At 65.1% G+C, this 24,925-nt stretch carries 26 protein-coding genes and 2 tRNA genes; 10 read left to right on the forward strand and 18 right to left on the reverse strand.

The features are described from left to right. Positions 1–47: 47 nt before the first annotated feature. A complete protein-coding gene (locus C4S73_RS04910; protein ID WP_200827930.1) occupies positions 48–557 on the reverse strand; it encodes a MarR family winged helix-turn-helix transcriptional regulator in 510 nt (169 codons plus the stop codon). 160 nt (positions 558–717) lie between these two features. Between C4S73_RS04910 and C4S73_RS04915 the strand changes: the two genes are divergently transcribed. The 3 genes from C4S73_RS04915 to C4S73_RS04925 are packed head-to-tail and all read left to right on the forward strand — an operon-like array spanning position 718 to position 3,131. Then, positions 718–1,914 carry an amidohydrolase family protein gene (locus C4S73_RS04915; RefSeq protein WP_103871384.1) on the forward strand — a complete coding sequence of 399 codons (1,197 nt, stop codon included), beginning with the start codon at positions 718–720 and terminating at the stop codon, positions 1,912–1,914. A gap of 8 nt (positions 1,915–1,922) precedes the next feature. Continuing rightward, positions 1,923–2,510, forward strand: coding sequence for an amino acid synthesis family protein (locus C4S73_RS04920; protein ID WP_200827931.1), 588 nt, complete (start codon positions 1,923–1,925; stop codon positions 2,508–2,510). 36 nt (positions 2,511–2,546) lie between these two features. Next, positions 2,547–3,131: an amino acid synthesis family protein gene (locus C4S73_RS04925; RefSeq protein ID WP_103871385.1), complete on the forward strand. Its 585-nt coding sequence runs from the start codon at positions 2,547–2,549 to the stop codon at positions 3,129–3,131. Positions 3,132–3,280: 149 nt separating this feature from the next. On the opposite strand, the gene C4S73_RS04930 is transcribed toward C4S73_RS04925, so the two are convergent. From C4S73_RS04930 to C4S73_RS04945, 4 genes are all read right to left on the reverse strand, one after another. After that, the gene (locus tag C4S73_RS04930; RefSeq protein WP_103871386.1) at positions 3,281–4,582 is read right to left on the reverse strand and encodes an NAD(P)/FAD-dependent oxidoreductase; all 1,302 of its coding nucleotides are present in this window, start codon (positions 4,580–4,582) and stop codon (positions 3,281–3,283) included. An 11-nt stretch (positions 4,583–4,593) separates the two neighbouring features. Further along, entirely contained in the window at positions 4,594–5,325 is a 732-nt protein-coding gene (locus tag C4S73_RS04935; RefSeq protein WP_103871387.1) for an amino acid ABC transporter ATP-binding protein, read from the reverse strand. A gap of 32 nt (positions 5,326–5,357) precedes the next feature. Further along, on the reverse strand, positions 5,358–6,020 hold the full coding sequence (locus C4S73_RS04940) for an amino acid ABC transporter permease (protein WP_103871388.1): 663 nt from the start codon (positions 6,018–6,020) through the stop codon (positions 5,358–5,360). Positions 6,021–6,224: 204 nt separating this feature from the next. Further along, positions 6,225–6,980: an ABC transporter substrate-binding protein gene (locus tag C4S73_RS04945; protein WP_103871389.1), complete on the reverse strand. Its 756-nt coding sequence runs from the start codon at positions 6,978–6,980 to the stop codon at positions 6,225–6,227. A 137-nt stretch (positions 6,981–7,117) separates the two neighbouring features. Between C4S73_RS04945 and C4S73_RS04950 the strand changes: the two genes are divergently transcribed. Further along, positions 7,118–7,708: a helix-turn-helix domain-containing protein gene (locus C4S73_RS04950; protein ID WP_103871390.1), complete on the forward strand. Its 591-nt coding sequence runs from the start codon at positions 7,118–7,120 to the stop codon at positions 7,706–7,708. 292 nt (positions 7,709–8,000) lie between these two features. Here C4S73_RS04950 and C4S73_RS04955 read toward each other — a convergent pair whose 3' ends face one another. The 9 genes from C4S73_RS04955 to C4S73_RS04995 all read right to left on the reverse strand — a co-directional run bounded on the left by C4S73_RS04955 (position 8,001) and on the right by C4S73_RS04995 (position 16,773). Continuing rightward, the gene (locus C4S73_RS04955; RefSeq protein ID WP_103871823.1) at positions 8,001–9,422 is read right to left on the reverse strand and encodes a M20 family metallopeptidase; all 1,422 of its coding nucleotides are present in this window, start codon (positions 9,420–9,422) and stop codon (positions 8,001–8,003) included. Positions 9,423–9,525: 103 nt separating this feature from the next. After that, positions 9,526–9,915 carry a winged helix-turn-helix domain-containing protein gene (locus C4S73_RS04960; protein WP_103871391.1) on the reverse strand — a complete coding sequence of 130 codons (390 nt, stop codon included), beginning with the start codon at positions 9,913–9,915 and terminating at the stop codon, positions 9,526–9,528. A 65-nt stretch (positions 9,916–9,980) separates the two neighbouring features. Further along, positions 9,981–11,075 carry a molybdenum ABC transporter ATP-binding protein gene (modC, locus tag C4S73_RS04965; RefSeq protein WP_103871392.1) on the reverse strand — a complete coding sequence of 365 codons (1,095 nt, stop codon included), beginning with the start codon at positions 11,073–11,075 and terminating at the stop codon, positions 9,981–9,983. Beyond that, complete coding sequence (gene modB / locus C4S73_RS04970) at positions 11,072–11,770, reverse strand: molybdate ABC transporter permease subunit (RefSeq protein WP_425290314.1); 699 nt, start codon at positions 11,768–11,770, stop codon at positions 11,072–11,074. The genes modC and modB overlap by 4 nt, the downstream gene beginning before the upstream one ends. Then, positions 11,767–12,570 (reverse strand): molybdate ABC transporter substrate-binding protein, encoded by an 804-nt coding sequence (gene modA, locus C4S73_RS04975; protein ID WP_425290315.1) that lies wholly within the window; start codon positions 12,568–12,570, stop codon positions 11,767–11,769. Before modA ends, modB begins: the two co-directional genes overlap by 4 nt. Positions 12,571–12,751: 181 nt before the next feature. Then, positions 12,752–13,267, reverse strand: a complete 516-nt coding sequence (locus tag C4S73_RS04980; protein ID WP_103871394.1) for a cupin domain-containing protein — start codon at positions 13,265–13,267, stop codon at positions 12,752–12,754. Positions 13,268–13,357: 90 nt separating this feature from the next. Beyond that, complete coding sequence (locus C4S73_RS04985) at positions 13,358–14,887, reverse strand: MFS transporter (protein WP_103871395.1); 1,530 nt, start codon at positions 14,885–14,887, stop codon at positions 13,358–13,360. A gap of 196 nt (positions 14,888–15,083) precedes the next feature. Beyond that, a complete protein-coding gene (gene sseA, locus C4S73_RS04990; RefSeq protein ID WP_103871396.1) occupies positions 15,084–15,941 on the reverse strand; it encodes a 3-mercaptopyruvate sulfurtransferase in 858 nt (285 codons plus the stop codon). Between the two features lie 115 nt (positions 15,942–16,056). After that, a complete protein-coding gene (locus C4S73_RS04995) occupies positions 16,057–16,773 on the reverse strand; it encodes an alanyl-tRNA editing protein (RefSeq protein WP_103871397.1) in 717 nt (238 codons plus the stop codon). A 220-nt stretch (positions 16,774–16,993) separates the two neighbouring features. On the opposite strand from C4S73_RS04995, the gene C4S73_RS05000 reads away from it, so the two are divergent. Continuing rightward, on the forward strand, positions 16,994–17,794 hold the full coding sequence (locus C4S73_RS05000) for an SDR family NAD(P)-dependent oxidoreductase (RefSeq protein WP_103871398.1): 801 nt from the start codon (positions 16,994–16,996) through the stop codon (positions 17,792–17,794). Positions 17,795–17,801: 7 nt separating this feature from the next. On the opposite strand, the gene C4S73_RS05005 is transcribed toward C4S73_RS05000, so the two are convergent. From C4S73_RS05005 to C4S73_RS05015, 3 genes are all read right to left on the reverse strand, one after another. Further along, positions 17,802–19,250: a cryptochrome/photolyase family protein gene (locus C4S73_RS05005; RefSeq protein ID WP_103871399.1), complete on the reverse strand. Its 1,449-nt coding sequence runs from the start codon at positions 19,248–19,250 to the stop codon at positions 17,802–17,804. Positions 19,251–19,360: 110 nt separating this feature from the next. Further along, positions 19,361–19,735, reverse strand: a complete 375-nt coding sequence (locus C4S73_RS05010) for a hypothetical protein (protein WP_103871825.1) — start codon at positions 19,733–19,735, stop codon at positions 19,361–19,363. Between the two features lie 211 nt (positions 19,736–19,946). Continuing rightward, positions 19,947–20,021 (reverse strand) — tRNA-Asn (locus C4S73_RS05015). A 169-nt stretch (positions 20,022–20,190) separates the two neighbouring features. Here C4S73_RS05015 and C4S73_RS05020 point away from each other — a divergent pair. The 4 genes from C4S73_RS05020 to C4S73_RS29140 all read left to right on the forward strand — a co-directional run bounded on the left by C4S73_RS05020 (position 20,191) and on the right by C4S73_RS29140 (position 23,452). Next, a tRNA-Cys gene (locus tag C4S73_RS05020) sits at positions 20,191–20,264 on the forward strand. 240 nt (positions 20,265–20,504) lie between these two features. Next, a complete protein-coding gene (locus C4S73_RS05025) occupies positions 20,505–21,146 on the forward strand; it encodes a protein-L-isoaspartate O-methyltransferase family protein (RefSeq protein WP_103871400.1) in 642 nt (213 codons plus the stop codon). Between the two features lie 160 nt (positions 21,147–21,306). Then, positions 21,307–22,707, forward strand: a complete 1,401-nt coding sequence (locus tag C4S73_RS05030; protein ID WP_244595442.1) for a TolC family outer membrane protein — start codon at positions 21,307–21,309, stop codon at positions 22,705–22,707. Positions 22,708–22,885: 178 nt separating this feature from the next. Then, positions 22,886–23,452 carry a PopZ family protein gene (locus C4S73_RS29140; RefSeq protein ID WP_483189219.1) on the forward strand — a complete coding sequence of 189 codons (567 nt, stop codon included), beginning with the start codon at positions 22,886–22,888 and terminating at the stop codon, positions 23,450–23,452. Between the two features lie 317 nt (positions 23,453–23,769). Here the strand turns inward: C4S73_RS29140 and C4S73_RS05045 are convergent, their stop codons facing one another. Next, the gene (locus C4S73_RS05045) at positions 23,770–24,255 is read right to left on the reverse strand and encodes a pyridoxamine 5'-phosphate oxidase family protein (protein ID WP_103871404.1); all 486 of its coding nucleotides are present in this window, start codon (positions 24,253–24,255) and stop codon (positions 23,770–23,772) included. A 175-nt stretch (positions 24,256–24,430) separates the two neighbouring features. Here C4S73_RS05045 and dps point away from each other — a divergent pair, with 175 nt between their 5' ends. Further along, the gene (gene dps / locus C4S73_RS05050; protein WP_103871405.1) at positions 24,431–24,910 is read left to right on the forward strand and encodes a DNA starvation/stationary phase protection protein Dps; all 480 of its coding nucleotides are present in this window, start codon (positions 24,431–24,433) and stop codon (positions 24,908–24,910) included. Positions 24,911–24,925 lie beyond the last annotated feature (15 nt).

The raw sequence follows: 24,925 nt of genomic DNA on the forward strand, positions 1-24,925 counted from the left end.
AGTACACAAACAAAATACCGCAAGTGGATTTTGCATGTGGGACCCGCTCAATCCAGACGCGCCAGCAAGGAGAGAAGGCGCTCGGCCTCTTCGCGCGACAGGGGAGAGAGTGTGGCGGCAGTGATCGCCTTGGCCTTTTCGATCAGGCCGGGAATAGCGGCCAGTCCCTTCGGACTGAGGCGGACGCGGACGCGGCGCTGATCGTCGGGGTCGGGCAGGCGCTCGACCATGCCGCGTTCCTCCAGCCGGGCGATGACACCCTTGATCGTGGCAGGGTCCATCGCGGTCATCCGGCCGAGATGATTCTGCGAAATCTCTTCGCCTGCGCTGAGTTTGACCATTGCGGCGAACTGGGTCGGCGTCGGGCCATCATCACCCATGATGCGCTGGAAGATCGTGATATGGCGCTGCTGCGCCCGGCGCATCAGGAAGCCGACCTGCTCGTCCAGGACATAGGCAGGTTGCATCGACGGGGCCGCGGCTGCTTTGCGTGAACGTGCACCGGACTTGCCGTCCGGCGAGGAGGCGAGCTCGGCACTATCGTTCTCGCTGCTCATCATCGTCTCCAACCGCTTTCGCGTTACCGCTTTTCGCGCGACGCCCGCTTTCCGCAAAGCGCCTCTTGCCAGCCGCCGAAACGCTGTCCATGATCGTTATTACACGTTCAATCCTTGCTTGTCCCGAGCAGGTTGAAGACGCGAAGCTTTGGAGGAACGGATGGCTCACGACGTCGTGGCGGGCCCGGCCAAGGGCAAGCTCGTCATCCGCAATCTCGGCCTCGTCCTCTCGGGCGATCTCGACCGACCGATCCTCGACGCAGACACGATCGTGGTCGTGGATGGGCGGATTTCCGCGATAGGGAAAGCAGCGGGACTCGATCTCGAACAGGCCGACATGGTGATCGATGCCAAGGGCTCGGCGGTTTCGCCCGGGCTGATCGATTCCCACTGCCATCCCGTCTTCGGTGACTGGACGCCGCGCCAGAACCAACTCGGCTGGATCGAGATGGGCGTGAATGGCGGTGTCACCACGCTGGTCTCGGCGGGCGAAGTGCATCTGCCGGGGCGGCCGAAGGATGCCGTCGGCGTCAAGGCGCTCGCCATCACGGCACAGCGCTGCTTCCAGAACTTCCGCCCGGCCGGCGCCAAGGTGATCGCGGGCGCGCCTGTCGCGGAGCTCGATTTCGGCCGTGAGCTTTTCGAGGAATTGAAGGCGAACGGTATCCGCCATATCGGCGAGATCGGTCTCGGCACCGTGGCGAAGGGGCGCGATGCGAAGCGCGTCGTCGATTGGTGCCGCGAGATCGGGCTCGAAACCATCATGCACACCGGCGGCCCCTCTATCGCCGGCTCGCATTTCGTCGATCGGGACGATGTGCTCGAAGCCCAGCCCGATGTTGTCAGCCACATCAATGGCGGGCCGACATCGATTGCTCATGCCGATGTTCGCATCCTGTGTGAGCAAGCGAAGGGCGCGCTCGAAGTCGTCCATAACGGCAATGAACGCTCGGCGCTCGTGGCGCTGGAAGCCGCGCAGGAGGCCGGGCGGCTCGCCGATCTGCTGATCGGTACGGATGCGCCGGCCGGTTCCGGCGTCCAGCCCAATGGCGTGCTGCGCATGATCACGCTGCTGTCGAGCCTCGGTAACCTCCCGGCCGAGCAGGCCTTCTGTCTCGCGACCGGCAATATCGCCAAAACGCGCAAGCTCGATGCCGGGTTGATCGCGGTCGGCATGCCCGCCGATTTCGTTTTCCTCGACAAGCCCCAGCATTCCTCGGGCAAGGACCTGCTCGAAGCGGTGTCGTTCGGCGACATTCCCGGCATCGGGATGGTGATGATCGACGGAATCGTGCGCACCGGCCGCTCGCGCTCGACGCCGCCGTCGAACACCGCGCCGATCGTCGTTGGACATTGAGGCCTGTCATGACCGACCTGATCGATATTCGCCGGGTTCAGACCAGCGTCGAGGAGATCTTCCACGAATTCGGACCGCTTCCCGGGCGGACCGAACGCATCGCTTCGGTCTGCGCCGTGCTGACCAACCCCTATGCCGGGCGCTACGAACCCGACATCCTGCCGATGATGGAGGCGCTGAAGGGGGCAGGGCTCGACATGGCGACCCGCTGCCTGAAAGCGCTTGGCGGCGATCCGGCGACAGTCGAGGGCTATGGCAAGGGCGCGATCGTCGGCTCGGCTGGCGAGCTCGAGCATGGCGCGCTCTGGCATGTCCCGGGCGGCTATGCGATGCGCGAAATCCTCGGCAACGCCAAGGCGATCGTGGCCTCGACCAAGAAGGTCGCGGGGCCCGGTGCACGCATCGATATCCCGGTCACGCATATCAACGCGTCTTACGTGCGCAGCCATTTCGGCGCGGTCGAGATCGGCGTGCCCGGCTCGCCCCAATCGGACGAACTCGTCTTCATCCTGGTGATGACCACCGGCGCGCGCATTCACGAGCGTGTGGGTGGCCTGCGCGCCGACCAGATCAGCGTTGGCGACGGCCAGCGCTGAGGCCCGCGCCCGACCATCCGGAACAAGGGAACAGTCATGGCTGCCGATATCCGCAAGATCCTCACGCAAGTCGATGAAACTCTTGTCGAAATGGGCAAGCCGGTGACGCCGCCGACGCGGCGCGCCGTCGCCTGTGCCGTCATCGCCAATCCCTTCGCTGGCCGGTATCAGCAGGACCTGTCGGAGCTGACCGAGATCGGCGTGGAGCTTGGCGATCTTCTGACGAAGCGCTGCCTGGCGGCACTTGGCATCGCGCCCGAGCAGGCCGAAAGCTTCGGCAAGGCTGCGATCGTCGGCGAGGCCGGCGAGTTGGAGCACGCCGCTGCGATCCTGCACCCCAAGCTCGGCACGCCGGTTCGCGCCGCGCTCGGCAAGGGACCCGCGCTGATTCCGTCTGCGAAGAAGCGTGGCGGGTTGGGCACGCCGATCGATGTGCCGCTCGGCCACAAGGATGCGGCCTTCGTGCGCTCGCATTTCGACGCGGTCGAGGTGCGAGTGACCGATGCCCCGCGCGCCGGGGAAATCCTGGTGGCGATCGCGGTGACGGATTCAGGCAGGCCGCTGCCTCGTATCGGCGGCCTGCAGAAGCATGAGATCAAGGGCGAGGACGGGCTGCGCTGACGCCGATTCCAACCGCTACGTCATCCTGGACAAGCCGCGCAGCGGTGCAGCTCCGGGATCCATCGGAGGGCTCGGCGCTCTCCGATGGATCCCGAGACGCCCTTCGGGCGCTCAGGATGACGCCGTGTCTTTGAACCCGGGCTCCCCGCTCAGGCCGCCTTGTCCTTCATGCCGCCATCGGTCATGCGGTACCAGGCGATGATGGCCGAGACATAGAGTTCGTTAAGCGCATGCAGCGGCAGCGGCTTGATCGGCACGACCGGGAAGGGCAGGCGGCTCTTGTCGCCCGTCACCAGATAATCCGCCATCGCCTTGCCCATGGCGCTTTGCAGGCCGACGCCGCGGCCCATGCAGCCGATGTCGACGAGCAGGCCGGGTTCCGGCTCATGCAGATGCGGCAGGAAATCGCGTGTCAGCGCCACGCGGCCGCACCAGCGGAAATCGAAACCGATGCCCTTGGCCTGCGGATAGACCTTGCCGATGACGCGCTCCAGATGAGCCCAGTCTGAGGCGTCGCGCGGCTCCCGGAAGGGGCCGCGTCCGCCCATCAGCAGGCGGTTGGTGTGGTCCTTGCGGAAATAGAGCAGCAATTGCCTGGTATCCGAGGTGACCTGGCCCTCCGGCAGGATGGTGCCGGCGAGGTTGTCCGAGAGCGGCTGCGTCGCGACGATGAAGGAGTTGGGCCGGATCACGGTCTGGCGCAGTTTCGGGATCAGATCGCCGGTATAGCCGTTGGTGGCGACGACGACGCGCGGCGCGGTGACGCTCGCGCCCTGTGCGGTTTTGATCGTCCAGCTTGTGCCCTCGCGCTTCAGCGAGACGACCTTGCTGCCGCCATGGATGGTTGCGCCGGCAGCGATAGCCGCCTTGGCGAGACCGCGCGCATAGGCCAGCGGCTGCACTGCGCCGGCGCGACGATCGATCCAACCGCCGAGATAGCGGTCGGTGCCCAGCAGCCGGGCAACGGCGCCGGCATCCAGGTATGATGCATCCACGCCGCGTCCCGTCCACTCCGCACTGCGCCGCTTCACGGTCTCGACCATGGCTGGCGAATGCGCACCTTGAATCCAGCCGGCGCGCTTATGCGGCACGTCCATCGCGTGCTTGCCGATCAGGTCGAAGACCAGATCGGCGGTCGAGCTGACGAATCGGATCAGCGCCTCGCCGGCGACGGGCCCGAATTTCGCGACGATCTCGCTGGGGTCGTATTTGATGCCGGGAATGACCTGCCCGCCATTGCGGCCCGAGCCGCCCCAGCCGGGCTCATGCGTTTCCAGCACGATGACCGAAACGCCGGACTCGGCCAGATGCAGTGCTGTCGACAGGCCCGCATAGCCGGCGCCGATGACGCAGACATCGGCTCGGCTGTCGGTGGCGAGCGGCGGCGTCGGCGCGGCGGCGGGCGCGGTGGCATGCCAGAGCGAGGGTTGCAGGGGGAATGGCTCGGCCATGACGGCCTCCTTCAGATCGGGCGCAGCACGCGCCGCAGGAAGTCCTGGGTGCGCGGATGGGTTGGTGCGCCGAGCACCTCGCGGGCAGGGCCCTGCTCGACGATGACGCCGCCATCGAGGAAGAGCACGCGGTCGGCGACCTCGCGCGCGAAGCCCATCTCATGGGTGACGACGAGCATGGTCATGCCATCCTCGGCGAGGCTCTTCATCACCGAGAGGACCTCGCCGACGAGTTCCGGGTCGAGCGCCGAAGTCGGCTCGTCGAACAGGATCGCCTTGGGCTGCATGGCGAGCGCCCGCGCGATCGCGACACGCTGCATCTGCCCGCCCGAGAGCTGGGCCGGATAGGCATCGACCTTGTCTCCTAGGCCGACCCGCGCGAGCAGTTCGCGGCCGCGCTCGCGCGCCTGCGCAGCTGGCTCCTTCTTCACGAAGATCGGGCCTTCGACCACGTTCTCGAGCGCCGTGCGGTGCGGGAACAGATTGAAGCGCTGGAACACCATCGCCATGGCGGTGCGAATGCCGATGATCGACGGCTTGTCGCGTTCGACGCGGGTGCCGTCGATGGTGACTGCGCCGCCATCATAGGATTCGAGGCCGTTGATGCAGCGCAGGATGGTCGATTTGCCCGAGCCTGACGGGCCGATCAGGCAGACGACCTCGCCCTTGTTCACGTTGGCGGTGATGCCCTTGAGCACGGGAAAGGCACCGAAGCTCTTGGTGACGCCGGCGATCTCGATCATGGCGTGACTCGTGGCTTGGTCAGTCGCTTGACTCATCGCCTTGCTCCTTTGCCGAAGCGCCGTTCGAGCCAGCTGACGAAACCCATCAGAGGCAGGCACATGGCCAGGTAGAGCAGGGCGACGAGCGAATAGACGGTCATGTTCTTGAAGGTCGATGATGCGATCAGTGTGCCCTGCAGCGTCAGCTCGGCCACCGTGATCGTCGAGGCCTGTGATGAATCCTTGAGCATCATCACCATGATGTTGCCGTAGGGTGGCAGCACGATCCGGATCGCCTGGGGCAGGATCACGCGGCGCATCGTCATGCCCCAGCTCATGCCGATCGACTGCGCCGCCTCAACCTGACCGTGGTCGATCGCCTCGATGCCGGCGCGGAAATTCTCCGATTGATAGGCCGAATAGGCAATGCCCAGGCCAATGATCGCTGCCTGCAGGGCCGTGAGCGCAATGCCGAATTCGGGCAGCACGAAATAGATGTAGAATAGCTGCACCAGGATCGGGATGCCGCGCAGCGTGTTGACCACGATTTTGGCGATGGTCGAGAGCCAGCCGATGCCGGAGACCCGCATCAGCGCCCAGCCTACGCCGAGCACGGTCGAGATTGCGAGCGACCCGACCGTGACGAGCAGGGTGAACTTCAGCCCCTGGAGCAGCAGGGGCAGGAACTGGGTCGCGTCGCGCAGGAAGGTCTGCATGATGTCCTGGCGGTGGATGGTCGGTGGAAAAAGAGGCTTGCAGAATTCAGGCCGTCATCCCGGACAAGCCGCGAAGCGGCGCAGATCCGGGATCCATCTGATGGGCCAAGTCCTTGCAAGAATTGGCGCTCTACGATGGATCCCGGATCTCCGCTTTGCTGCGTCCGGGATGACGGCACACTTCATCCGCGGTTGCGCTGGCGCTTAGACGAGGCCCCACTTGGCCAGGATCTTGTCGACCGTGCCATCCGCCTTGAGCTTGGCGAGCCCGGTATTGATCTTCTTCAGCAGTTCGCCGTCGCTCTTGCGCACGCCGATGCCGACAGAGCCGGAGATCACAGGCTTGTAGGACTTGACGATCCGGACTTTGGGGAACTGCCCCTGCGACAGGTTGTAGCCGATGATCGGCAGGTCGAAGACGGCGGCCTGGACACGGCCCGCGTTCACGTCGGCGAGAATGTCGGGCAGCGTCTTGTAGAGTTTGACCTCAGAGAACAGGTTGGATTTCTGCAGCACGTCGACATAGGCCGTGCCGATCTGCACGCCGATCGTCATGCCCTTCATGTCCTCGAAGGTAACGTAGTCCTTCGTGTCGGTGGCCGGCACGATCAGGCCTTCGCCATAGGTGTAGATCGGGTCCGAGAAGTCGATCACCTCCTTGCGGGGCGGGGTGATGTACATCGCTGCGGCGACGATATCGACCTTGTTGCTGGTCAGCGAGGCGACCAGCGTCGAAAACGGCATGCCCTCGACCTCGACCTTGAAATCGGAGGTTGCGGCGATCGCCTTGATCAGGTCGACCATCACGCCCTCGATCGTGTTGGTCTTGGTGTCCAGGAAGGTGAAGGGGCTGCCCGTCGGCGTGGAGCCGACCTTGAGCACGGCCTGAGCCTGGGCGGGCAGGATGCCCGCGGCCATGGCGCTGCCGACCAGCATGGACAGGAAGGTCCGACGTTCCATCGCGATATCCCCTCGCTTACGGCGCGCGTGCTGCGCGTCCGACCATGATTTTCATGTGCGTGAAGATACGAGCATAGGACGATCTTGCCCGCAAGCGATTTTCATGTGCATGAAATACCGTCAGCGCAGGAGACATCATGAGCGTGTCAGCAGACGGGACGCCGCACCAGCCTGTCGACCAGGAGATCGGTGCCGGCTTGCGCAAGCTCCGGCGCAGCCGCGCGCTGTCTCTCGAGGAGCTGGGCGCCAAGACCAACCTGTCGATCGGCTTCCTCAGCCAGATCGAGCGCGGGCTGTCCTCGCCGACCTTGCGTGTCCTGGCGGGCGTTGCCGACGCGCTCGGTGTCGGTCTTGCCGACCTCTTTCCCAGCAATGGCGATGCCAGATCCGAGCAGGCCGCGACAATCGTCAGGGGCGCCGGCCGCAGCGAGTTGCAGCTCTGGCGCTCGGGTATTCGCAAACAGCTGCTGACGCCGAATGCGGAGGGCTCGAAGCTCAATCTCTACGTGGTCGAGATGGAGCCCGGCGCCAGTACCGGCGACGAACTCTACACCCATCAGGGCGAGGAGGCCGGTCTGATCATGAGCGGCACGATGCTGCTCAGCGTGGAGGCCGAGAGCTGGACGCTGCAGGAGGGCGACAGCTTCAGGTTCCTGTCCTCGCGCCCGCACCGTTTCGCCAATGCGGCGGCGGGGCAGACGCGGGTGTTGTGGGTGAATTCGCTGTAAATTCCGGTCGATCCTCGCCGTCATCCCGGGCAAGCGCAGCGCAGACCCGGGATCCATCGGAGAGTTCGCCGCCCTTCGACGGATCCCGGATCTGCACCGCTGCGCGGCTTGTCCGGGATGACGTGGAGCTCGGGGAGCGTGCTGATTTCACTCGGAAACACGCCGTCGTCCCGGGCTTGACCCGGGATCCATTCCGGAAGCGCATGCTGTCATCGTTCAGGCATGGATCCCGGATCGGCGCCGCTGCGCGGCTTGTCCGGGATGACGGCTAGGTTCGAGCGTATTGCGCCCCTCAGCCGCCCAGCGACATTGTCAGCGGCGGCTTGACCTCGGCAGGCAGCGGCGAGGTGTAGCCTTCCTTGCCGAGGCGCTTCTTGTGGTCGGCTTTGGCCGCAGCCATCAGAGCGGGGTCCGACAAGACAGCGGCGCCCGCCGCCGCCATGGCCTTGGCGACATGGACCATCGCCTTGTGAGCGGCTGGCTGCTTGCCCTGCGCCACGATCTGCCAGGTGTGGAAGGGGGTGCCGATCGCGACGGTCGGGGCATGGGCCTGAACGGTCGGCACTGCCCAGCTGACATCGCCGACATCGGTCGAGCCGATGGCCGGGTTGCGCTTGGCATCGAGCGGCACGATGAAGTCTGCGAGCGGCGCGCCGGTATCGTCCATGCCGATGGTGCGCCAGATCGAGGCGATCTCCTGTGGCGACAGTGTCTTGCGGATATCCTCGGCGAAAGCGCGGTCCGTCTCGTCGAAATGCGGCGGGCCGAGTTCTTCCATGATGCCATGCAGGGCCTGTTCCAAGGGGGGATTGGCCAGCAGATCGGAGACGGCGCTGACGATGCGCATCTCCATCTTGGTTTCGGTCATCAACGCAGCGCCTTCCGCGATCTTCTTCACGCGCTGGACGAGTTCGAGCATGCCGCGCAGATCGCGCGCGCGGATCGAGTAGCGGACGCGGGCATGGGCCTGGACGACGTTGGGAGCGATGCCGCCGGTGTCGAGCAGGGCGTAGTGCACGCGGGCGTCGCTGGGCATGTGCTCCCGCATGTAGTTGACGCCGACATTCATCAGTTCGACGGCGTCGAGCGCGCTGCGGCCGAGATGCGGGCTCGCAGCGGCATGGGCCGCGCGGCCGGTGAAGACGAAATCGGCGCGGGTGTTGGCGAGCGCCAGCGGCGGAGCGACCTCCCAGAAGCTCGACGGATGCCAGGTGATGGCGACATCGGCATCGTCGAAGGCTCCGGCTCGGACCATGAAGGCCTTGGCGGCGCCGCCTTCCTCGGCCGGGCAGCCGTAATAGCGCACGCGGCCTGGAATCTTGTTTTCGGCGAGCCAGTTCTTCATCGCGGTCGCCGCGAGCAGCGCAGCCGAGCCGAGCAGGTTGTGGCCGCAGCCATGGCCGTGGCCGCCCGACTCGATCTCGCTATGCGCGGCGACGCCGGCTTCCTGGCTCAGGCCGGGCAGGGCATCGTATTCGCCGAGGAACGCGATGACAGGGCCGCCTTCGCCGGCCTCGCCGATCACGGCGGTCGGGATATCGGCGACATTTTCGGTGATCCGGAAGCCCTGATGCTTCAGCTCCGCGACATGCTCGGCGACGGAGCGCTGCTCGGTGTAGCAGACTTCGGGCATCCCCCAGACGCGGTCGCTGAGTTCGATGAGACGCTGCTTGCTCGCGTCGACATGGCGCCAGAGGTCGTTTCGGTTGTCCATGATGATCCTGCCTTCAAAAAGTGCCGGCATTTGAGCAAGGGCGACCGGCCACGTCCAGCCTTCACACGCATGGCGGACGAGAGTTGAGCACGATTGCATGCAATCAGAGAGGCAGGGGTTCGCTGCACGTCTCCCGTGCGTCGACCATGCCGCGCAGGGCATCGATATGGGCGGCATTGACCGCGATCGTCGCGGCTTCGATGGCGCGGTAATGAGCGACGACGTCGCGGCCGAGCGGCGTCAGATTCGCGCCGCCGCCTTTGGCGCCGCCGGGCTGCGCTTCGACCAGCGGTTGCGTGAACATGCGATTGAGATCGTCGACAAGCAGCCAGGCGCGGCGATAGGACATCTTCATGGCGCGGCCGGCGCCCGAAATGGAGCCCGTACTCGCAATCCCCTCAAGCAGTTCGATCTTGCCGGGGCCTAGCCTGCCGCCGGGCACGAAATCGAGCCGCAGGCTGAGTTTGGTCGAGGGAGGCGGGCGCGCCGGCATCGTGGCATCCTTAGCGTGGTCCAGGCGATGCTAGACGGCTTTCAGGCGCGCTGCACCGCATTCCATCAGGGGGTCTCGACCGACACGCTCTTGATCACGGCGTGGACCGGGTTGCCAACGGCCAGGCCCAACGCCGCAACCGATTTCGCGGTCAGGAGCACGGTCAAGGCGTCGCCGCTGCAGTCGATCCGCAAGTGCAGGGTGCTCGCATCCTGACCCGAGCGCTCGCCGATCTCGGTGATGGTGCCCGATAGGGTGTTGAGCGCGCTGATACCCGTCAGGGGTGCGAGGCTGACGAGCACGTCGCTTGCCAAGATGCGGACGCGCAGGTGCTGGCCGAGGGCGAGGCTTCCACGCGCCACCTGCAAGGAGCCGCCGCGCGTTTCGAGCTTTGCCAGCCCGAATTCGGCATCGAAGCCGATGACCCGCGCCTCGATCAGCGAACTGGCCTCCGGCGCACCCGGTCGCATGGCCAGATCGAGCCGCGACAGGATTTCGGCCGTGGGGCCGCAGGCCGTGATGCGCCCTTGTTCGACGAGCGCGACCGTCGTCGCCAGCCGCGCGACCTCGGCGACCGAGTGCGAGACATAGACGATGGGGATGCCGACCTTGTCGCGAAGCCGCTCGATATAGGGCAGGATTTCGGCCTTGCGGGCCTCGTCGAGCGCGGCCAGCGGCTCGTCCATCAGCAGTAGGCGTGGGCTGGACAGCAGCGCCCGGCCGATCGCGACCCGTTGCTTTTCGCCTCCGGAAAGCCCACCGGGCCGCCGGTCGAGCAGATGGCCGATGCCGAGCAGATCGAGCACCGCGTCGAGATCGCTGCTGTGGCGGGCCTCGCGCGGCGCGAACCAGTGCCCGAACATCAGGTTCTGCCGCACTGTCAGATGCGGAAACAGCCGCGCCTCCTGAAAGACATAGCCGATGCGGCGGCGATGCTTTGGCAGGATGATGCCGCGTGCGGTGTCGACCAGGACCTCGCCATCGACGAGTACGCGGCCCGATTGTGGCCGGATCAGCCCGCCGATGACATTGACCAGCGAGGTCTTGCCCGATCCGGATTGGCCGAACAGCGCTGTCAGCCGGCCATTCGAGGTGAAGGCGGCGGCGAGTACGAACTCGCCCAGCCGATGCCGGACGGCGATATCGAGCACTGGATTCATGCCGCGGCGATCCGGCGCGCGACGAGCCGGGCCATCGCTTCGGAGATGAACAGCGCGGCGACGGAAATCGCGATCGAGATCAGGGTCAGGCGCAGAGCGCCCGCCTCGCCGCCCGGCACCTGCGTGAAGGTGTAGATCGCCGAGGGCAGGGTCTGCGTCTCTCCGGGGATGTTAGAAACGAAAGTGATGGTTGCGCCGAATTCGCCCATCGCCTTGGCGAAGCTCAGGATCATGCCCACGATGATGCCGGGCAGGCAGAGTGGCAGCGTCACTGCAGCAAAGACCCAGGCCGGGCTGGCGCCCAGCGTGCCGGCGGCGTCCTCCAGCTTGCGGTCGACGGCCTCGATCGAGAGCCGCATCGCCCGCACCATCAGCGGAAAGCCCATCACGGCGCTCGCAAGGGCAGCGCCGGTCCAGCGGAAGGACAGCACGATGCCGAAATACTCATACAGGACCTGGCCGACAGGTCCGCGCCGGCCGAACCAGATCAACAGCAGGTAGCCGGTGACGACTGGCGGCAGGATCAGCGGCAGGTGAACGGCCGCGTCGAGGACGGATTTGCCCCAGAAGCGACCGCGCGCCAGCACGAAAGCGATTGCGAGCCCGAAGGGCAGGCTCGCGATCATGGCAGTGGTGGCGACGATCAGGCTCAGGCGAACCGCCGTCCACTCCTCGGGCGAAAGCCAGTCGATCACGAAGAGGAGGCAGGCTTGTTCAGCACCGTGAAGCCCTGCTTCTCGAAGGCGGCCTTGGGGCCGGCGCTACGCAGATAGGTCAGGAAACCCAGCGCGTCGGAATTTGCGGAATCCTTCGTCACCGCAACGGGATAGATGATCGGCGGGTGCGAATCCTCGGGGAAGGTGGCGATGACCTTGACCTTCGGCTCGGCGGCCGCGTCCGTGGTGTAGACGATGCCGAGCGGTGCTTCGCCGCGCGAGACGAGCAGTAGAGCGGCGCGGACATTGTCGGCCTGTGCCACCTTGTCCTTCACCTTGTCCCAGCCGCCGAGCTTTTCCAGCGCGGCCTTGCCGTATTTTCCGGCAGGCACCGATTCGACATTGCCCATGGCGAGCCGCCCGGCACCGAGCGCGGCGCTCAGGTCGACGCCTGGGGCCAACGTCAACTGTGCGGTCGAGTCCGCTGGCGCGATCAGGGCGATCCGGTTGGCGAGCAGGCTGACCCGCGTCTCCGGCTTGATCAGGTTCTTGCTGGCCGCATAATCCATCCAGTCGAGATCGGCAGAGAGAAACAGATCTGCCGGCGCGCCGTGCTCAAGCTGCTTGGCGAGCGCGTTGCTGGCTGCATAGGAGATCTTGGGCGCCGGCTTGCCGGTTTCCTTGACCCAGTTCGCCGTGGCCTCGTCGAGCGCGTTCTTCAGGCTCGCGGCCGCGAAGATCACCAGTTCTTTCCTCTGGGCCTGGGCCGTTCCGATCATCGGGCCTACGCCCATCGCAAACGCCAGGCCGAAGCCCAGCATCATCCGCCGCTTGATCATCGCGTTACCCACCATTGTCCGTTGTGCTTGGACGAATATAACGATGGTGGCAGCGGCAAGCGCGCCGAGTCAAGATACATCGGATGCCGGCTGATCCGGCGCAGCGGCTCGCATTCAGCAGAGACAGGATGAAGATCGCACCGGCGCAGCCGGGCGATTTCAAGATCGGCGCCTAGGGGGCTCAGCCCTTGTGGTCGTCAGGATGCTTGTGCGTCGGATCGACCCAATAGACGGATTCGGGCGCCTCTACGGGGTCGACATCGGTGATGTTGACCACCACCGCTTCGTTGTCGGAGCGAACCAGCACGCATTCCAGCGCTTCGTCGGGATTGGCGTTGATCTCCTGATGCGGCACATAGGGCGGCACGTAGATGAAGTCGCCCGGGCCGGCCTCGGCCACGAATTCCAACCGCTCGCCCCAGCGCAGGCGCGCGCGGCCCCGCACCACATAGATCACGCTTTCCAGCGCGCCGTGATGGTGCACGCCGGTCTTGGCGTTGGGCTGGATCGAAACCGTGCCGGCCCAGATTTTCTGTGCGCCGACGCGGGCGTGGTTGATGGCGGCCTGCCGGAACATGCCCGGTGTCTGGGCGGTGTTGGGATCGAGCTTGTCGCCGGTGATGACGCGGACGCCGTCATGTTTCCAGCGCGGTTCATGATCGTGATCATGGTCATGCGGGTGATGATGGTCGGCCATGGGACGCTCCTGCTCCGGTCAGGCTAAAGCAGGACGGCTTCCTCTGGAATAGCCACCTCTCGAATGGCCACGGCGACATGGCGCCGCGCATCATGAATGCGTCGCCGGCGCGGCTCCGCGCAGGAAGGCGAGGGCGGCCAGCGCAGTCGCGATCATGCCGAGCGTGGCAATCAACGCGGTCAGCTGCATGCCGTTCACGAAGACTTCGCGCGCCAGTGCAAGCAGGCTCTTCGCGAGTTCCAGTGGCAGCTGGCCTGCTTCCGCGACTGCGCCGCCAAGCGTGGCGCTGGCGACCCGGGCGGCATCGGCGGGAATGCCGGCGGGGACGGCCGTTGCCATGCCGCCGCGATAAATCGCAGTGGCGATGCTGCCGAGAATGGCGATGCCGAGCGCTCCGCCGAATTCGGCGCTCGTCTCGGAGATTGCGGCTGCGGAGCCCGCGCGCTCGGGCGGCGCGCTGCCGACGATCATATCGGTCGTCAGCGTGACCGCTGGCGTGAAGCCCAGGGACAGGATGATCGAGGCCGGAACGACCACGGCGAGGCTTGTGCCGGCGTCGATCTGCGTCAGCAACGCGAAGCCGACCGCAGCCAGGACAAGGCCGCCGGCCATCACGACGGCCGGCCTTGCGCGGCTTGTCAGCGCAGGGAGAAGCATCGAGCCGACGATGAAGGCGAGGGCCGAAGGCACGCTCCACAGGCCGGCCTGAAGCGGTGAAAGGCCGGCCACCAGCTGGAGATATTGCGCGATGAACAGGAAGCTGCCGAACAGGAAGAAGAAGCCGAACAGGTTGATCGCCAGCGACGCGCTGAAGACCGCGTTCGCGAACAGGCGCAGGTCGAGCAGCGGGTCCGCCAGCGCGCGTTGCCGGCGTAGGAAGATGGCGCCGAGCGCAAGGCCAGCGAGGATCGCCAGGCCTGCAAGCCAGCTGGCTCCATATTCGGCCATGTGCTTGATGCCATAGATCGCCGCCAGCACGGCCGAGAGCGAGAGGGCGGCGCTGACGAGATCGATCCGGCCGGCATCGGGATCCTTGAACTCGGGCAGCAGGATCGGTCCCAGGATCAGCAGCAGCACCATGACGGGCACGCCGACGAGAAAGACCGATCCCCACCAGAAATGTTCGAGAAGCAGGCCTCCGACGAGCGGGCCGATCGCGCCGCCGGCCGAGAAGCTGGAGATCCAGATGCCGATCGCGAAGGTGCGCTCCTGCGGGTCGAGAAACATGCTGCGGATCAGCGAAAGCGTCGATGGCGCAAGCGTCGCGCCCGCAATGCCCAGCAGGGCTCGCGTCGCGATCAGCATTTCGGCGCTGGTGGAGAAAGCCGCGAGCACGGAGGCCAGTCCGAAGGCGAGCGCGCCGATCATCAGCAGCTTGCGCCGGCCGATGCGGTCGCCGAGCGTGCCCATCGTGATCAGCGAGCCCGCGATCATGAAGCCGTAGATATCGACGATCCAGAGCAGCTGCGCTGCGCTCGGCTTCAGATCGGCAGTCAGGTGCGGGACGGCCAGATTGAGGACGGTCAGATCCATCGAATAGAGCAGGCAGGGCAGGGCGATGACCGAGAGACCCAGCCAATCCCGTCTCGTGGCCTTCGGGCCTGTATCAGCAATCGTCATAGGGCTCACCCCGGGCGCGTCGCTGCCGCTCCTGCTGGCTTAGGGCAGCCATGTGACGATGCCTGGCAGCATCGCGCTGGCCTCCAAGATGCGGTGATAATACTTAACCGTATGGTTTTGTTTTAGGGCGTAGTCGATCTGCCGTCAACCCATAGCGGGACGGCAGATTGACTGCGTCAGGGCCTGAATGCCGGGCTCAGCTTTTCTTGGCCGGGCCTGTCGCCAGCGGGCGATCGCTTGCGCCCCATTCGGCCCAGGAGCCGTCATAGATCGCACGCGCCGGCTTGCCGATCGTCTCCAGGGCGGCGGACAGGATCGCCGCGGATACGCCCGAGCCGCAGCTGGTGATCAATGGCTTGTCGAGATCGACGCCGGCCTCGACAAAGGCGGCCGCGATCGCGTCAGCCGATTTCAGCTGGCCATCCTGCATGATCGCGGGGAAGGGCAGGTTGAGCGAGCCCGGCATGTGGCCAGCGCGCACGCCCGCGCGCGGCTCTGGCGCTTCGCCGCGGAAGCGGTCGCCCGGGCGGGCGTCGACAACCTGAATGGCGCCGTTTGAGAGGGCGCGTTCGACATCACCGGCGTCGGCGACGGCGGAGTGATCGAGCCGTGCCGTGAAGGTGCGGGCGGCGCGGGAACGGGGCGGGCCATGTTCGATCGCCCGGCCTTCCGCCTGCCATTTCGGGAAGCCGCCATCGAGGATGACGACGTCCTTGGCCCCGAAAGTCCGGAAGGTCCAGCGCACGCGCGGCGCCGAGAACAGGCCCAGCCCGTCATAGACGACAATGCGCATGCCATCGCCGATGCCCATGGCGCCGACCGCGGCGGCAAAAACCTCCGGGCGGGGCAGCATGTGCGGCAGGCTGGAGCCTGTCTCCTTGACCGTATCGATGTCGAAGCGCAGCGCGCCGGGGATGCGGCGTTCGGCATATTCGGCATGCGGGTCACGGGCATGGACGGGCAGGTACCAGGAGCCGTCGACGACCACGACGTCGGGGGCGTTCAGGCGTTCGGCCAGCCAGTCGGTCGAGACGAAAACATCTTCGCGGGCCATGTCGGCATTTCCTCGAAAGTGGCGGCCGCTTCATCGCAGCCGCAGCAGATCTGTTGGAGCCTGATGCTGTCCGAAAACCGGTTCCCGTTTTTCGGCATCATGTTCGATAGCAATTTCAGGCCAGCGCGATGCGCACACGCCGGTTCTGCTTGCCCTTCTTCTCGATATCGGTGACGGCGACAAGGCCGATCTCCCGGGTGTTGCGGACATGGGTTCCGCCGCAGGGCTGAAGGTCGATATCGCCGATGGCCACGAGCCGGACGCGGCCCGAGCCGCGCGGCGGCTTCACCGACATCGTCTTGACGAGGCCGGGATTGGCATCGAGTTCGGCGTCGGTGATCCAGCTTTCGGTGACGTCGGCATTGCGGGCGATGAGCGCGTTGAGCTTCTCGTTGATCTCGGCCTTGTCGAGCCCGCCTTCGGGGATGTCGAAGTCGAGCCTGCCGTCACCATCGCCGATCGAGCCGCCGGTGACGGGATAGGAGAGCACGACGCTGAGCAGGTGCAGCGCGGTGTGAATGCGCATCCGCTTCAGCCGCTTCTCCCAATCCAGCACAACCGTGACGGCGTCGCCGGCTTGCGGCAGAGACTGGCCTTCCAGCGGGACATGGAGGACGCGGCTCTTGTCCTCGGGATCGTAGATCGCGGTGCCGATCGCGATCACGCTGCCGTCGGCGCGCTTGAGGTTGCCGGAATCGCCGGGCTGGCCGCCGCCGGTCGCGTAGAGGACGGTGCGGTCGAGCACGATGCCGCCGCGTTCGTTCACGGAGATCACGGTGGCGGGGGTCTCGGCGAGGTACGCATCCTCGCGGAAGAGCAGTTCGGTCGGCATCGTCTGGTCATCCCGTCGTCAGGTCGGTCGTCGTGTCGTCGCGGCCATGGCAGGGCCTCGTCGACGCAAGCTCTGGAACTTGCACGGGCGGAACTTGCACTGATTGGCCGCGCCGCGCCACAGCCCATTCGTCACCAGCCATCGGCGTCGGCCTCTTCCGCCAGCCCGTGACAGGGCCTAGATAGCGCACCGACCGGCCAGCCGCCGCACTGGAGTTTCCATGGCATTGCCACGCATGAGACCGCAGGACGGTGTGGCCTGGATCACGGGCGCGAGCTCCGGAATCGGCGAGGCGGTGGCGCTGGAACTTGCCCGGCGGGGCTGGACCGTCGCGATCACGGCCCGTCGCCTCGAGCAGCTCGAGGGCATTGCCAGAGCCGCCGAGGGGCTGGCGGGCCGTATCGTCGCCCATGCCGGTGACGTTACCGACATAAGCTCTATGCAGGCGGTGGTCGACGGCATCGAAAGAGTGCATGGGCCGATCGCGCTGGCCTTCCTCAATGCGGGCGTCGCACCGGGGACAAGAGGAGGCGCGCTCGATATCGAGACTTTGGAGAGGACCTTCGCCGTCAACCTGTTTGGCGTGGCCAGGGGGTTAGCGGCCGTGCTCGAGCGGATGAAGCCGCGAAAGCAGGGGCAAATCGCCGTCAACGCCTCCATAGCGGGCTATCGCGGGATACCCAACGCTGCGGCCTATGGCTCGTCGAAGGCTGCTGCGATCCATCTTTGCGAGTCGATGAAGTTCGAATGCGACGGGCTCGGCATCCGCCTGCAGGTTGTGAACCCGGGCTTCGTCGATACGCCGTTGACGCGCAGGAACGCCTTTCCGATGCCGTTCCTGATGGCGGGGGACGAGGCCGCCAGACGAATCGTCGATGGCTTCGAGCGCGGCGGCTTCGTGATCAGCTTCCCGCGCCGGCTCGACTGGTTGATGACGGCGGCCAGACTCCTGCCTTACCCGGTCTATTTCTGGCTGATCGCCAGAGCGACCCGCGGAAGGCCATACGAGAAGCGCGATTGATTCCGGCTCAATCGCCGCGAATGGTCGCAAGCGCATCGAGAGCGCGCTGCCGCCCGAAAGCGAGATCGATGATGGGCCGAGGGTAGGTTTCGCCGAGCTTGATTCCTGCGCTTTGCAGCTCTTCGGGGCTGGCGGTCCAGGGCCGGTGAATCAGCTTGTCGTCGAGACCTGCGAGTTCGGGGACCCAGCGACGCACATAGCCGCCTCGGGAATCGAATTTCTCGCCCTGCGTCACCGGATTGAAGATGCGGTAGTAGGGAGCGGCATCGGCGCCCGAGCCTGCGACCCATTGCCAGCTGGCCGGATTATTAGCCGGATCGGCATCGACCAGCGTATCCCAGAACCACGATTCGCCCGCTCGCCAGTCGAGCAGCAGATGCTTGATCAGGAAGGACGCCACGATCATCCGGACACGATTATGCATCCAGCCCGTGCTCCACAGCTCGCGCATGCCGGCATCGACGATCGGATAGCCGGTGAGGCCACGCTGCCAGCGCTTCAGCGCGCGCTCGTCTGTGTCCCAGGGCAACGAATCGAAGCGGCTGTTGTAATTTTTCGTCGCGAGATCGGGGTTGTAGAACAGCAGGTGGTAGGAAAATTCACGCCAGCCCAGCTCCGACAGGAATTTTTCGGCATCGGACGCCGTGCCGGCCGCCTCGCCGCTGTGCAAAGCAGATTGCGCGGCGTACCAGATCTGGCGCGGGCCGATCTCGCCGAAACGCAGATGGGGCGAAAGGCGGGAGGTCGAGAGAAAATCGGGCCGATTCCGACCCTCGCCATAGCCGGATAGCTGGTCAGACAAGAAATCGCTCAACCGTGCAGCGGCGCCATCCTCGCCCGGCGTCCATTCGGCCCGCATGCCGCTGGCCCAATCAGGCTTGCTTGGTTCGAGGCCGAGATCGACGACGGTCAGCGCACCGACGCCGGCCGAGAGCGGGTGCGACACGATTCGTTCCGGAGCAGGCATCGGCGCAGCCGGCTCGCCCTTGGCGCGGGCGGCACGCCAATAGGGCGTGAAGACCTTCATCGGATCGCCGGTTTTCGTGGCGACCTGCCAGGGTTCGTTCAGGAGGTGGCTGTTGAAACTTCGGACGGTGACGCCTGCAGCGGTCAGCGTCTCCTTGAGCCCGCTGTCGAGCCGAATCGCAGCGCCGTCATAGCGGCGATTCCAGGTGACCAGCGCGATCCCGGCTGCCGCGACGATCTCGGGGAGGATGTCGGCGGGGTCGCCACTGATGATGACGAGCTCGCCGCCTTTTGCCTTGATTGCCGCCGCCAGCGCCTGAAGCGAGCGCGACAACCACCAGCGCGCGGCGCCGCCAAGCTGGCGACGCTCGGGGCTGTCGTCGAAAATGTACAGGCAAAGCGTCGGGCCATTGGCTGCCGCCGCCGCAAGCCCCGGATTGTCCGCAAGCCGGAGATCGTCGCGGAACCAGTGAAGGGATGGCGTCGTCATGCGTTCTGGCTAAAGCGCTTATGCCGCCGCCGCCAGCGACGATCGACCGGCGGCGGATTTCGATTGAACAAATCGAGGCGGACGCGCTCCGCGCAGCCCGGATATTCCGGTCAGCCGGTCTTTCTCGTGACGAGCGTCAAGGCTCCGTCGGGATTCATCTGGGCTATGATGACATTTCGCGATGTCAGCCCCTTTGCTTCGAGCGCGGAGCGAATCGTCGGAGCGGCTTCGATCGTATCGCGCAGCTTGCCGAGTTCGTCTTCGCCCCGCTTGGCGACGATCTCGTTCACCTGCGACTGCGTCGCTGCAGGCAACTCATCGATGTCGACGACATTGACCGTCTGAATCGTCGGAGCCGCTGAAGGCGCTTGCGGAGCCGCAGCCGGTGGTCGCGAGGGGGCCTGTTGCGGGGACGGAGACTGTGCGTTCGCGGCCGTAGCCATGGCGAGAGCGGTACCTGCCGCCAGGATCGTGATCATGCGCATGGATTTTCCTTCCATAGGTTCGCGGATGATCGACGTAGTTCACACCGGCAATGCGGGCAGAAGCTGAAGGGAGCCTGATCATTCCGTGACGATGTCGTGGCAGCAATGCGTCGCGGTGTTTCCCGGCTAGATCCCACTCGTGCCGGAATGATCCCGTTTGGGTCCAAACAGAAAGGGCCTGGACGCTTTACGTCCAAGCCCTTGAAACTGCTGGCTCCCGGAGCAGGATTCGAACCTGCGACCAATCGATTAACAGTCGATTGCTCTACCGCTGAGCTATCCGGGATCGATGGCCGCCGTATAGCGAGGCGCCTCGGGGGGCGCAAGCCCTTTACGACATGTCGTCGTTCATTCACGGAACAATCGTACTCGTGGTCGATGGCGGGTTGCGGCCGGGCGCGGCATGTGGTTATAGCGCCCCTCAAGGATTTTTGCTCTGGCTTGATCCTTCGGAAGGCCTCGTGGCGGAGTGGTTACGCAGAGGACTGCAAATCCTTGCACCCCGGTTCGATTCCGGGCGAGGCCTCCAGAATTTCCCTGACCATCAATTTCCCTGAACATCACCAGAGACCGGCGACCGTGGGTCGCAGGCTCGTCGCTCGGGCCGGCTGGTCCTGCCGCCTTGCCTTTTGCGGCGGGCTCGAACAGAAAGCTGTCATGGGCGGCCGATAGTGGTCGGTGCCGGTTCAGGGCAGGGCGCGCCGGTTGCGTCCCGCTCGTTCAGGCCCGCGGCTTGCGGCCCCGGTGTCGCAGACGGAGATTTCGGGACATGGACAGCTTCACCGGGCTGCGCCGCATGATGGTCGACTGCCAGTTGCGGACCTATGACATTACCAACCGCGCTGTGCTCGCGGCTGCCGACGAGGTGCCGCGCGAGGCGTTTGTGCCCGAGGCGTTGTCGCATCTGGCCTATCTGGATCAGGCGGTCCCGCTGCCCGGCACGGGGCGGGCGCTGATGGCGCCTATGGTGATCGCGAGGATGATCCAGACGCTCGAGCTGCAGCCCGGCGAGGAGGCTCTCGAATACGGCGGAGGCACCGGCTATGGCGCGGCGCTGATGGCGCGAATTGGCCTGCGGGCGACATTGTGGGAGCCAGACGCGGCAGCTCTTGCACTGGCCGAATCTGCGCTTCGGACGGCCGCCGCGACCGATGTCACGACCACTGCGAAGCGCCCGGCCAACGATTCCTTCGACGCGATTCTGGTCAGCGGCGCCTGCGAGATCGTTCCCGAGGAGCTTTTTTCGCTTTTGCGTCAAAACGGCCGGCTCATCGCAGTCGATGGGTTTGGACGGTCCGCACGGGTCAAACTCTATCAGAAATCAGGGTCGACCGTCTCGGGAAGGCCGGTATTTGATGCTGCGGCGCCAGTTTTGGCTGAGTTCCGCCGTCCGCCAGCTTTCGTGTTTTGAATCGAAAGTGTCGCATTTTTGCGGCACTGCGACGAGGAAACCCGGTCGCCAGCCATCTCCGCGTTGGCGTGCGGCCTGGATAGAGGTATGAGAGATTTCGATTTATGCCGAGGCTGGGGCGATGCCTAGGCGTGACTACAGTCCGCACATGAGGCGTCCAGTGATACGACGGAACTATAATACGAAGTCGGTTGGAGGCGGTCTTGCCGCCATTCTGGCCGTAGCGCTTGCAGGTGGTTGGACCACGGCCGTCAGTGCACAGACGATGGAGTCCGCGCTTTCGCGGGCCTATTCCGGCAATCCCACGCTCAATGCTCAGCGGGCCTCCGTTCGGGTGACGAACGAGAACGTGCCGCAGGCGCTTTCCGGATATCGCCCCAGGATCACCGCCTCGGCGGATATCGGCGCCAGCATCACCGATACGAACCTCCCCAGCCTCGGCAACTCGACAGCCCGGCTCGGTCCTCGTGGCGCCGGCGTGCAGATCGACCAGAACATCTTCGACAGCGGCAAGACCCGCAGCTCGGTCAGCCAGGCCGAATCCCAGGTGCTCGGCGCCCGCGCCACGCTGCGCAACACCGAGCAGAACGTCCTGCTCGATGCCGCGACGTCCTATATGAACGTGCTGCGCGACACCGCGATCCTGAGCCTCAACCGCAACAACGTCGAAGTGCTTGAGGAGCAGCTGCGCCAGACGCGGGATCGATTTCAAGTCGGCGAAGTGACCCGCACCGACGTTGCGCAGGCCGAAGCCCGTTTGTCCTCGGCGCAGTCGCAGGCAATTCTGGCCGAATCAAATCTCAAGACCAGCATTGCGCGCTATCGCCAGAATGTCGGTGCTGAGCCCAAGCAACTCGCTCCCGGCCGGCCGATCGAGAATCTTCTGCCGAAATCACTGCCTGCAGCGCTGACCACCGCTTTGACCGGCCATCCGGCGATCATCGCGTCGCTGCACGGCGTCGACGCAGCGGAGCTTCAGGTCAAGGTCACCGAGGCGGATCTGTATCCCGTCCTCGGGGTCCGGGGTATTGTTCAGCAGCGTTACGACACCCAGCAATTCGGCGACAACCGCTTCTCGGCCAGCGTCGTCGGCTCGCTGACGATCCCGATCTACGAGGGTGGCCAGGTCTATTCGCGGACCCGGCAGGCCAAGGAGACGGCAGGTCAGCGTCGCATCGAGGTCGATACCCAGCGCGATACCGTTCGTGCAGCGGTCGTTTCGGCATGGGGCGGACTGGATGCAGCCAAAGCGCAGATCATTGCTGCCCAGGCGCAGGTCCAGGCAGCCTCGACCGCTCTGGCAGGCGTGCGCGAAGAGGCCAAGGTCGGCCAGCGCACGACGCTCGACGTCCTCAATGCGCAGCAGGAACTCGTTCTCGCCCGCTCCACATTGGTTACGGCTCAGCGCGACCGCGTCGTTGCGTCCTATGCCGTGCTTTCCGCAGTTGGGCGACTCTCGGCCGAAACGCTGAAGCTCAAGACCGAGAGCTATGATGCACGCCGGCATTACGACCAGGTCAAGGGATTGCTTTGGGGCACCCAGACGCCTGACGGTCGCTGAACGCCGGGGTTTTCGCGCAACAGCCGGGATTTCTCCTGTGGGCGGCAGGTTTGCCGCCTTGCCTGGACTTGGCTGCGTGAAATACTCGATTGCGGAGCAGCGTTGATTCTATCGGCGTGCCCGGTGTCGAGTGGTGCGGATTCCCATGAACGCGCAAGCCAAGCCCAACGAACCGTCGATGGAGGAGATTCTCGCCTCCATTCGCCGGATCATCGCGGATGACGAGGTCAAGCCCGCAGAGGATGCGGCGCCTGAACCCGCGCCGGCTGCCGTCGTCGAACCGGCGGCTCCGGATGTCGACGAGGACGTGCTGGACCTGGGCGCCGAGGCGGCACTCGTCACGGCTCCTGCGCTGCAGCCGGAGGCCCCTCCGCCAGAGCCTGAGCACATCGATAGCGACATCGATTTCCTGGATATTCCCGGGCCAGCAGCCGCACAAGCGCCTGCGGCTGCGCCCGTTCAGGCTTTCACGCCCCCGGAATTTGCTCCCAATCAGCCGGCCTTCGTCGCACCCTCATTCGACATGGCCCAGTTGCTGTCGGACCAGACGAGTTCGGCCGTCACCAGCGCCTTTGGGCAGCTGGCGCATACGGTGCTGAGCAATAATGCCCGCACGCTCGAGGACCTCGTCAAGGACATGTTGAAGCCCATGCTCAAGACATGGCTCGACGACAATCTCCCGACGATGGTCGAACGGCTCGTACGCGCCGAAATCGAACGTGTCGCGCGCGGCGGGCGCCACTAGGCGCTTCCTACGAAGCGCGGCGGTTTCGAATAGCGCGGCGCCTGGCGGTGGGCGCTGCTCGCAGGCTGTCGAAGGCTCCTGCCTCATTAAGCTGCTTCAAGACAAAGCCGGCCAGAGTCAGCGCGGCAGTCGGGGCGCCGAGTCGCGACACCAGCATCGCCAGGCCAATCGCGACGGGACGGGGATATCGTCCGGATGCGGCTTCCGTTGCGACCCAGGCGCCGAGCGCGTGAACGAGAAAATTCATCGGGATCTTTCCTGTCATGAAGCAAGGTACTTGCGTGGGCAGAGAACTCTGAGCAGATCAATCACGACGCTCAGAGAACGACTTTCCGGTTGTCGCCGAGATTGGGCTTCGAGCCACTGAGCGCTGCCGCAGCCATTTTCACGGTCGTGACGATCTTGCCGGGATTGTCCCAGAACTCGGCGAGCGCAGGGCGAACCCTGAGAACGCGGATGTTTGGATCGTCCTTGCTCTTCCAGAACGCCCTGGCGGAGGTCGACCACAGCTCGTCGATCTTCTGGCGGTCGTCGACGACATTGGCAGTGCCGGTCACCGATACGTAGCGATATCCGCTGTTGTCGGCGAAGGTCAGGCAGACATTGTCGTTGATCTCGACCTCGTCGTCCTTGTGGTCGCGGATGTCGATGAGGAAAGAGATCGTGTCGTCCTCTTGCGAGGCGTGCGCGCTCATCGGCCTTGCGCGCAGCTCATCGCCGGTGCCGTCATGGGTGACCAGCATGCATATGCCGATCTCCTCAATGAGCTTCCAAGCGCGCGCCTGATCCGTATGATGTGTCATGAAGGTTCTCCCTGTGCTCGCTATCAACGGGCCGGAGAGGCGAGGGTTCCGAAATCCGGCTCGCGGACGTGGCAACTCTCGCCGCCAGCGATGGGATCGCATCGCCGGCTTCAGCGTATCCGTGAGACGGCTTCATGCCGGAGTTCAACCACGCGATGGAAACGGGAAATCTGCCATGACGAAGCCTTCCTCCAGGATCGACCTGAAATCCAACATCCGGACGCAGGTGATCGGCCTGCTCAACGAACGGCTTGCCGACGGCATCGATCTCGCGCTGGTGACAAAACAGGCGCACTGGAATCTGCGCGGCCCGAACTTCATCGCCGTGCACGAGATGCTCGACGGTTTTCGCGCCGAACTCGACACCCATGTCGACACTGTCGCCGAACGCGTGGCGCAGCTTGGAGGGATCGCTCTCGGCACGACGCAGGCTGTGGCCTCGACCACCAAGCTTCCCGCCTATCCGACCGACATCGTCGCCGTGAAGGATCATCTGGCAGCGCTGATCGACCGCTATGCCGCCACGGCGAATTCGGTCCGCAGCGCCATCGACCAGGCGGATGAGGCGGGTGACGCCGATAGTGCCGATATCCTGACCGGATATTCCCGTGCCCTGGACAAGGCGCTCTGGTTTTTGGAGGCCAGCGCGGCCTGATCGTTGGCAGCCTGC

The sequence above is a fragment of the Allobosea lathyri genome (assembly GCF_900108245.1).
In the GTDB taxonomy this organism is placed as follows: Bacteria; Pseudomonadota; Alphaproteobacteria; order Rhizobiales; family Beijerinckiaceae; genus Allobosea; species Allobosea lathyri.

Bases quoted from the DNA above. Each gene is read 5' to 3' on its own strand.
- C4S73_RS04910 (WP_200827930.1), bottom strand. From the start codon at position 557: ATGAGCAGCGAGAACGATAGTGCCGAGCTCGCCTCCTCGCCGGACGGC.
- C4S73_RS04915 (WP_103871384.1), top strand. From the start codon at position 718: ATGGCTCACGACGTCGTGGCGGGCCCGGCCAAGGGCAAGCTCGTCATC.
- C4S73_RS04920 (WP_200827931.1), top strand. From the start codon at position 1,923: ATGACCGACCTGATCGATATTCGCCGGGTTCAGACCAGCGTCGAGGAG.
- C4S73_RS04925 (WP_103871385.1), top strand. From the start codon at position 2,547: ATGGCTGCCGATATCCGCAAGATCCTCACGCAAGTCGATGAAACTCTT.
- C4S73_RS04930 (WP_103871386.1), bottom strand. From the start codon at position 4,582: ATGGCCGAGCCATTCCCCCTGCAACCCTCGCTCTGGCATGCCACCGCG.
- C4S73_RS04935 (WP_103871387.1), bottom strand. From the start codon at position 5,325: ATGATCGAGATCGCCGGCGTCACCAAGAGCTTCGGTGCCTTTCCCGTG.
- C4S73_RS04940 (WP_103871388.1), bottom strand. From the start codon at position 6,020: ATGCAGACCTTCCTGCGCGACGCGACCCAGTTCCTGCCCCTGCTGCTC.
- C4S73_RS04945 (WP_103871389.1), bottom strand. From the start codon at position 6,980: ATGGAACGTCGGACCTTCCTGTCCATGCTGGTCGGCAGCGCCATGGCC.
- C4S73_RS04950 (WP_103871390.1), top strand. From the start codon at position 7,118: ATGAGCGTGTCAGCAGACGGGACGCCGCACCAGCCTGTCGACCAGGAG.
- C4S73_RS04955 (WP_103871823.1), bottom strand. From the start codon at position 9,422: ATGGACAACCGAAACGACCTCTGGCGCCATGTCGACGCGAGCAAGCAG.
- C4S73_RS04960 (WP_103871391.1), bottom strand. From the start codon at position 9,915: ATGCCGGCGCGCCCGCCTCCCTCGACCAAACTCAGCCTGCGGCTCGAT.
- modC (WP_103871392.1), bottom strand. From the start codon at position 11,075: ATGAATCCAGTGCTCGATATCGCCGTCCGGCATCGGCTGGGCGAGTTC.
- modA (WP_425290315.1), bottom strand. From the start codon at position 12,570: ATGATCAAGCGGCGGATGATGCTGGGCTTCGGCCTGGCGTTTGCGATG.
- C4S73_RS04980 (WP_103871394.1), bottom strand. From the start codon at position 13,267: ATGGCCGACCATCATCACCCGCATGACCATGATCACGATCATGAACCG.
- C4S73_RS04985 (WP_103871395.1), bottom strand. From the start codon at position 14,887: ATGACGATTGCTGATACAGGCCCGAAGGCCACGAGACGGGATTGGCTG.
- sseA (WP_103871396.1), bottom strand. From the start codon at position 15,941: ATGGCCCGCGAAGATGTTTTCGTCTCGACCGACTGGCTGGCCGAACGC.
- C4S73_RS04995 (WP_103871397.1), bottom strand. From the start codon at position 16,773: ATGCCGACCGAACTGCTCTTCCGCGAGGATGCGTACCTCGCCGAGACC.
- C4S73_RS05000 (WP_103871398.1), top strand. From the start codon at position 16,994: ATGGCATTGCCACGCATGAGACCGCAGGACGGTGTGGCCTGGATCACG.
- C4S73_RS05005 (WP_103871399.1), bottom strand. From the start codon at position 19,250: ATGACGACGCCATCCCTTCACTGGTTCCGCGACGATCTCCGGCTTGCG.
- C4S73_RS05010 (WP_103871825.1), bottom strand. From the start codon at position 19,735: ATGCGCATGATCACGATCCTGGCGGCAGGTACCGCTCTCGCCATGGCT.
- C4S73_RS05025 (WP_103871400.1), top strand. From the start codon at position 20,505: ATGGACAGCTTCACCGGGCTGCGCCGCATGATGGTCGACTGCCAGTTG.
- C4S73_RS29140 (WP_483189219.1), top strand. From the start codon at position 22,886: ATGGAGGAGATTCTCGCCTCCATTCGCCGGATCATCGCGGATGACGAG.
- C4S73_RS05045 (WP_103871404.1), bottom strand. From the start codon at position 24,255: ATGACACATCATACGGATCAGGCGCGCGCTTGGAAGCTCATTGAGGAG.
- dps (WP_103871405.1), top strand. From the start codon at position 24,431: ATGACGAAGCCTTCCTCCAGGATCGACCTGAAATCCAACATCCGGACG.